The sequence below is a fragment of the Streptosporangiales bacterium genome, assembly GCA_009379955.1.
Taxonomy (GTDB): Bacteria; Actinomycetota; Actinomycetes; order Streptosporangiales; family WHST01; genus WHST01.
Genome location: WHST01000072.1, coordinates 26,996 through 33,572, shown reverse-complemented (window position 1 = coordinate 33,572; position 6,577 = coordinate 26,996). Strand labels below are relative to the sequence as shown.

The 6,577-nt window shown below is 70.7% G+C and carries 9 protein-coding genes; 7 read left to right on the top strand and 2 right to left on the bottom strand.

Features of this window, described 5'->3' with window-relative positions; genetic code table 11:
• Positions 1 to 138: 138 nt before the first annotated feature.
• The 5 genes from GEV10_20285 (at position 139) to GEV10_20265 (ending at position 3,542) form a co-directional block, all read left to right on the top strand.
• Positions 139 to 876 carry a 16S rRNA (uracil(1498)-N(3))-methyltransferase gene (locus tag GEV10_20285; protein MQA80787.1) on the top strand — a complete coding sequence of 246 codons (738 nt, stop codon included), beginning with the start codon at positions 139 to 141 and terminating at the stop codon, positions 874 to 876.
• Between the two features lie 95 nt (positions 877 to 971).
• Positions 972 to 1,298 carry a hypothetical protein gene (locus GEV10_20280; protein MQA80786.1) on the top strand — a complete coding sequence of 109 codons (327 nt, stop codon included), beginning with the start codon at positions 972 to 974 and terminating at the stop codon, positions 1,296 to 1,298.
• A 1-nt stretch (position 1,299) separates the two neighbouring features.
• Positions 1,300 to 2,499 (top strand): hypothetical protein, encoded by a 1,200-nt coding sequence (locus tag GEV10_20275; protein ID MQA80785.1) that lies wholly within the window; start codon positions 1,300 to 1,302, stop codon positions 2,497 to 2,499.
• Between the two features lie 4 nt (positions 2,500 to 2,503).
• Positions 2,504 to 3,031, top strand: coding sequence for a hypothetical protein (locus GEV10_20270; GenBank protein MQA80784.1), 528 nt, complete (start codon positions 2,504 to 2,506; stop codon positions 3,029 to 3,031).
• A gap of 55 nt (positions 3,032 to 3,086) precedes the next feature.
• Entirely contained in the window at positions 3,087 to 3,542 is a 456-nt protein-coding gene (locus tag GEV10_20265) for an Rrf2 family transcriptional regulator (protein MQA80783.1), read from the top strand.
• A 40-nt stretch (positions 3,543 to 3,582) separates the two neighbouring features.
• On the opposite strand, the gene GEV10_20260 is transcribed toward GEV10_20265, so the two are convergent.
• Positions 3,583 to 3,816 (bottom strand): hypothetical protein, encoded by a 234-nt coding sequence (locus GEV10_20260; protein ID MQA80782.1) that lies wholly within the window; start codon positions 3,814 to 3,816, stop codon positions 3,583 to 3,585.
• Positions 3,817 to 4,011: 195 nt separating this feature from the next.
• Here GEV10_20260 and GEV10_20255 point away from each other — a divergent pair, with 195 nt between their 5' ends.
• Positions 4,012 to 4,518, top strand: a complete 507-nt coding sequence (locus tag GEV10_20255) for a hypothetical protein (GenBank protein MQA80781.1) — start codon at positions 4,012 to 4,014, stop codon at positions 4,516 to 4,518.
• Between the two features lie 13 nt (positions 4,519 to 4,531).
• Here GEV10_20255 and GEV10_20250 read toward each other — a convergent pair whose 3' ends face one another.
• Complete coding sequence (locus GEV10_20250; GenBank protein ID MQA80780.1) at positions 4,532 to 5,968, bottom strand: 4-hydroxyphenylacetate 3-monooxygenase; 1,437 nt, start codon at positions 5,966 to 5,968, stop codon at positions 4,532 to 4,534.
• 35 nt (positions 5,969 to 6,003) lie between these two features.
• Here GEV10_20250 and GEV10_20245 point away from each other — a divergent pair, with 35 nt between their 5' ends.
• Positions 6,004 to 6,567, top strand: coding sequence for a MarR family transcriptional regulator (locus tag GEV10_20245; GenBank protein ID MQA80779.1), 564 nt, complete (start codon positions 6,004 to 6,006; stop codon positions 6,565 to 6,567).
• The last annotated feature ends 10 nt before the right edge of the window (positions 6,568 to 6,577 follow it).

Sequence of the window (6,577 nt, the reverse complement as noted above, 5' to 3'; positions counted from 1 at the left end):
GGCGGGAGACCCGTCGACGGTTGCCGTACTCGACATCGGTGAAACTGGCCTGATCGCTGCGCACACCTCATCATTCCGCGATCCCCAGCACCCAGCCAGACGGCACCCCGGACGAACCAGAAAATCAGCGCATCCCTAGTGTCCACGCCGCCGCTGTTCCACGTGCCTGCCGCGTCGCTCGCGGACGACGTCGTCGTCCTCGACGGCGCCGAGGGGCGGCACGCGGCGCGGGTACGGCGCGTCCGTCCCGGCGAACGGGTCCTGCTGTCCGACGGCGCCGGTGCACTGGTGACCTGCGACGTGACCGCGGCCGACCGCGACACGCTGACCTGCGCCGTCGTCGAACGGCGCGAGGTGCCGCCCGCCGAGCCACGTCTGGTCGTCGTCCAGGCGCTGGCCAAGGGCGACCGCGCCGAGCAGGCGGTGGAGACGATGACCGAGGCAGGCGTCGACGAGATCGTGCCGTGGCAGGCCGAACGCTGTGTCGTGCGGTGGCGCGACGACCGGGCCGAGCGTTCCGCGCAGCGGTGGCGCGCGACGGCGACCGAGGCGGCGAAGCAGTCGCGGCGTGCCTGGACCCCCATGGTGCCGGAGGTCATGTCGACCTCGGCCGTGCTCGAACGCCTCGCCGCGGCGTCCCTCGCGGCCGTGCTCGACGCCGACCGCGGGGAGCCGGTGACCGCCGTCGACATACCGGCGACCGGCGAGCTCGTGCTCGTCGTCGGCCCCGAGGGCGGCGTCTCTCCCGCCGAGACCGTTGCGTTCGCCGGCGCGGGCGTCCGCTTCCTGCGTCTCGGCCCCACCGTCCTGCGCAGCGCGACGGCCGGCACCGTCGCCGCGGCGGCGTTGCTGTCGCGCACCCGGCGCTGGGCCTGAACCGGGAGTCGCTGGCCGGTACTGGTCGACGGTGGAACGTGCTCCCGGACGGGGAGGTCGGAGGGTCGTTCTGACCGTTCGACCCAGGGGGAATCGTGAGCATCACCGTCCGACCGGGGGAGCTCACCGCCATCGGTGCCGCCGCGCGCGATGTCGGCGGTAGCACTCTGCCCAGCGCGACGAGCGCGCTCAACCGGGGCAAGGCCGACGTCGGTGACGCCCGGCTGAGCGGCCTGCAGAGCAGGGCCGCGCTGTCGAGCAGCCTCGCGATGTGGGTGGTCATCGGCAAGGGACTCGCGACGGACACGGTCAGCACCGGCAGCAAGATCGTCAGGACCTCCGACGCCGCCGTCCGTGGCGACGACGACAGCGCCTCGCTGTTCACCAAGGTGCCCGTCTTCGGCTCCCGGCCGGGGTTCTGACATGGCCGTCACCGTCTCCGTGATCGAGCAGGTCAGCATCGCCGGGCTCCAGGGCATCGCCGAGGAGTTCGGCGTCGCCGGGGCGTGGTTCGAGGTCGGCGGGAAGGACTACGGCACCAGGGTCGCGCGCAAGCTCGCCGCCGGGTCGGCCTGGACCGGCGACGGTCTGCCCGAGGCGTCGTCGGTGGTGCGGACCAACGGTCTCGCGCTGTCGATCGCCGCTCTCCGCATGGAGACAGGGAAGAACGCCGTCGCGGGCCTGACGTCGGCCATGTCGACCGCCCACAACAGGCTGCTGGCCGCCCTCGCCGACGCGAAGGAGAACCACGTCACGGTCGCCGACGACGGGTCGGCGCAGAGGTCCGACGACGTACCCGGCACCGTCGACGCCATGGGAAATCCCGACGGCGACAACCTGACCGCGACCTTGGCGGCGCCGCGGATCGAACGCGAGGTCAAGGGGATCCTGCGCTACGTCGCCGCCGCCGACAACGACGCCACGGTCCTCCTCGACCGGATCGGGACGAGCCTGCCGGCCTCCACGGACGTGGCGGACCCGAGGTGGCTCGCGCACAACGCGGACCTGTACGGCTCGGCCATCGACGACCTGCTCGACAGCGAGTCGATGCGCGACTACTGGCGCGACACCTCACCCGAGGCCTTGCCGAAGAACGACCCGGTGGGCGACTGGCTGGGCGAGAACGGTGAGGCCGTGGGCGAGTTCTCCCGCGGTCTCGCCCTGTCCATCGGCGGCGCGACCCTCACGGCGCTCGGCGGCGTGGGGGTGGTCGGTGGCGGCGGCGCCACCGTGCTCAGCGGTGGCACGGTCGCCGCGGTCAGTGTCCCCGTCACCCTCGCGTCGGTGTCCGCCGTCGCCGGAGGCGTCGCGATGGCCGGCAAGGGCGCGGGCTCGATGAACACCGCGCTCAGTAAGATGCACTCCCCGTCATCCAAGTCGCCGACGCGGTACCTCAGGAACGACCAGGGGCGTACCAGGTCGTACGCGAAGAGCACGGGTGACGCGAAGGGCCAGGCCGGCAACTACGCCAGGAAGATGAAGGCCAGGGGATACCGGGTCGAGGTGCCGCCGGTGCGGTACGGCAAGTACGGCCACTCGGACGTCACCGTGACCGTGCTCAAGAAGGGGCCGAACGGCGGCTGGCAGATGCACCACATCAGGCACTTCATCTACAAGGGATAGCGACATGGACACCACCGACGTGCAGCAGGCATCGGAGCGGCTCGAGAACGCCGTCCGCGCGCTGACCCGCGTACTCACCGACTCCGACCGTTCCGACGACGACGTGACGGCATGCGACTGGGACGTCCTCCGGGCGCTGGCGGAGTACCAGGACGCGGCCGAGCGTCCGGACAACCCGGCGGTGCTGGAGTGGGTGCCGCCGCTGCTGGAGATCGAGGAGACGGCCGGACCGGAGGACAAGGTCATCCAGTTCGCCACCTGGGTGTTCACCGTGACCGACGAGCAGCGGGCGGTGACCGGCGGTGCCGAGCGGCTCGCGGGCCTCGGCGAGGAACGCCGGCCGGAGACCGCGGCCTCGGTGGTGGGCGCGCTCGTCGACGAGGAGCTGGCCTGGCCCGACATCGACGCGTACGGGCAGCTGGGACTCGATCTCGACCTCGTCAGGTACTCGACGCACACGATGCTCGGCGCCGGCGCCGACGGCGCCGACGTCGACATCGACACGAGGATCGGCGGATCCGACCCCGACTGACGTTCCCCTCGGGTCGGTCGTCGGCAATTCCCGGTCATGGGTGCAGAATGAGCCCGTGCATATCTCCGCTCGGGTCGACTACGCCATGCGGGCACTCGTCGTGCTCGCCAGCTCGCACGAGGAGCGGGTGAGCTGCGAGGCGCTCGCCGAGGCGCAGCAGATCCCCACCCGCTTCCTCGAGGGCATCCTCAACCAGCTGCGCCGCGCGGGCATCGTGGCGAGCCGGCGCGGCAACGAGGGCGGCTACCTGCTGGCCCGCCCGGCCAAGGAGATCGCCGTGGCCGACGTGATCCGCGCGCTCGACGGCCCGCTGGCCGAGGTCCGCGGCATGCGCCCGGAGCAGAGCGAGTACAAGGGCCCGGTCGAGCCGCTCCGCACGGTCTGGGTCGCCGCCAGGGCGAGCCTGCGCGGGGTGCTCGAGCACGTGACGGTCGGCGACATCGCGAGCGGCCGGCTGCCGCGCCGCGTGCTCAAGCTCGCCGACAGCACCGACGCCTGGGCGAGTCGCTAGCTCCCGAACCACCTTTCGAGGCGAGGCATCGCACCCCCCGTCAGACGCCGATGTCAAGGGGAGCGCGACAGTGGTCACCATCCATCCCGCGCAGGTGCGATCCATCGGCAACGCCGCGTACGGCGTGTCCGGCACCGTCGTGGACGCCGAGCGGGACATCACCTCGGCCCAGGAAGAGGCGAACGCAGCCCTCACTGACCGGCTTCGACAGCAAGGCGGCGTTCGACTCCGTCTGCACGGTCTGGATACCGACGACGAGCTCGCTCGCGGCCACCGTCGACAACGTCAGCGGCGTCGAGCCTCCGCGGTGTGTCGCCCGCGACCGTGTACCGAGATCAAGGGGATTCTCGCGTTCGCGGGCCTCGCCGACGAGAACTGCAAGGGCCTGCTCGACAGCATCGCCGACAACCTGCCGCGACACACATCCGGCACTTCCTGCAGAAGTAGAGCGACGAGAGAGGCGAGACAGATGATCGACGTGACAGAGGCGGCACGACAGGTCGACGAGGCGATGCGGGCGCTGACCGCGTCGCTGGTCGACGGCCGGCCGGAGGACGAGGTGGCGAGGCGCAACCTCGAGGTGCTCAGGGCGCTCGCGGAGTACCGCGATGCGGCGAACCGTCCCGAGTACCCCTCGGTGCTGTCCTGGGTGCCGCCGATCGTCGAGGTCGAGGACCTCGACGACGAGCACGAGGGCCGCGACAAGATCCTCCACAGCGCGACCTGGGTCTTCACCGTCGACGACCACGACAAGGTCGTGGCCGACGGCAGGCGACGTCTCGCCCCGACCGAGCGCGGGAACGCGAACCTCGACACGAGCGCGGACGTCGTGAGCGCCCTGTTCGACGAGGAGATGACCTGGCCCGACTTCCAGGCGTACGAGGAGATGGGCCTGAGCCTGGCGGTGGTCGACTTCTCGTCCCAGACCCTCGTCGCCCTCGACGGCGACGTGTCGATGGCGGAGATCAACCGCTGACCGGGAGGCGGGGTCAGCCGCCCGCGGTGTCGACGAGGCCGGTCGCCGACGGCCAGTCGTAGGTGCGGAAGCTGTGGCCGCGGGTCACGAACGGGGCGCCGGCGTAGAACATCTCGTACTGCAGGTGCCGTGACGCGAACTCCGAGCCCACGGCGTCCCACGCGAGCTTCAGGAACCGGACGCGTTCCTTCGGCTCCATCGCGGGGGAGAGCTGCGTCTTGCCGATGATGCGCGCGAGGTCGGGGTCGTCGAAGTCGGCGACGGAGGACGGCAACATGATGAGGGCACCGCCGGCGAGCTCCCTGATCGTCGCGACGAGCTGCGGGTAGAGCTCCTGGGTCAGCACCTGCGCGCTGTAGACGAAGTGCTTGTTCGGGACGTACGCGTCGCCGACCCGGGTGCCGGTCGCCTCGATGCCGTGCAGCATCGCCTCGACGCCGGCCACCTGTGCGGCGAGGTGTCCGAGCCGGTCGGAGACCGCAGGAATCTTGACCGTTCCGATCACCTCGGTGAGGCGCCGCGCCAGGCCGGCGAGGAACCGCGTCTTCACGGCCAACCGCACCTGTGCCTGGTAGTTCTGGTAGATGTGGCCGCAGGTGTCGTGGAACTGGGCGCGGGCCATGTCGACGTCGCGGTAGACGAAGACGCGGTCCCAGGGCACCTTGACGTCGTCGAAGTAGACGAGCGCGTCGTTCTCGTCGAAGCGGCACGACAGTGGGTTGTCGAACTCCGACACCGCGGCCGCCTCGTACGACTTGCGGGAGAGCACCTTCAGCCCCGGCGTGCTCATCGGGACGGCGAACGAGATCGCGTACTTCTCCTCACCCGGCCGGAGCGGCTGCAGGTTCGCGACGAAGATCTCGTTGGCCATGATCGAGCTGGTGCCGAGCATCTTCGCGCCGCGCACGGTGATGCCCGTGGTGTCCTCGTCGACGACACCGGCCACGAGATCCTCGTCGGGCTGCTCGCCCCACGCCTTCGACCGGTCGGCCTGCGGGTTGATGATCGTGTAGGTGAGGAAGATGTCGTCGCGGGACGCGTAGTCGTAGTAGTCGAGCAACGCCTGTGCACCGCGCTCGTCGTACGTGCGGAGCGTGTCGATGCCGATGACCTGCCCGACGATCGCCGACGCGACGTGGTCGGGCGAGCGGCCCATGAAGCCGTATGTCAGCTCCGCCCACGCCGTCTGCGCGCGCCGGCGCTCGACGAGCTGCTGGTAGCCGGTGGGGATCGACCACGAGCGGTTGACCCGCCGGCCGCCCGGCAGCTCGACGGTCATCAACTCCAGGTTGGCGGGGTCGGCCTGGTGGTCGTACAGGGCCGCCGCCGAGCGTACGGCGCCGCGAAACGCCGGGTGCTCGGTCACGTCGGCGACGAGCTCGCCGTCGAGGAACACCTGCCGCCCGTCGCGCAGCGAGGCGAGGTGGTCGGCGCCGGTCTTCGTCGTCATGCCGATATAGTGCAGCTACTTAGCTAAGTGAGTCAATGATTCGGGGGTGCCGGATGGCGACCGACGACTCGGCTGTGCCGTCGACGGTGACCAGGCCGGAGCTGCTGACCGACGGCTCCGACGGGACGTTCCGCGAGCTGGTCCACGACCTGCTCGCTCTCGGCGCACGGCACGAGGCCGTGCGCAACGGGCACGCCTCGTACGTCGGCCTGGCCGGTGCCCAGTACACGACCCTCGTCACGATCAGGCACCTGCAGGACCACCCGGCCACGGTGCGGGTCGTCGCGGAGCACCTGCGGGTGAGTCCCGCCTTCATCACGATGGAGACCAAGAAGCTGCAGGCCGCCGGCCTCATCACCAAGACGAGGAGCGCGAGCGACTCGCGCGCCGTCGAGCTCGCCGTCACCGAGGCCGGTCACCGCCTGCTCGCGGACCTGTCCGTCGTGCAGCGCAGGGTCAACGACGAGCAGTTCGCCGAACTGACCGCCGCGGAGTTCCGCGATCTGCACCGGCTGGTGAAGCGGCTGATCCGCACCAGCGACAACGCGCTCGCGTTGCAACGGCTCATCGCCACGCACCGGACGGAGTCGGCCGGCTGAGCGGGTGCGC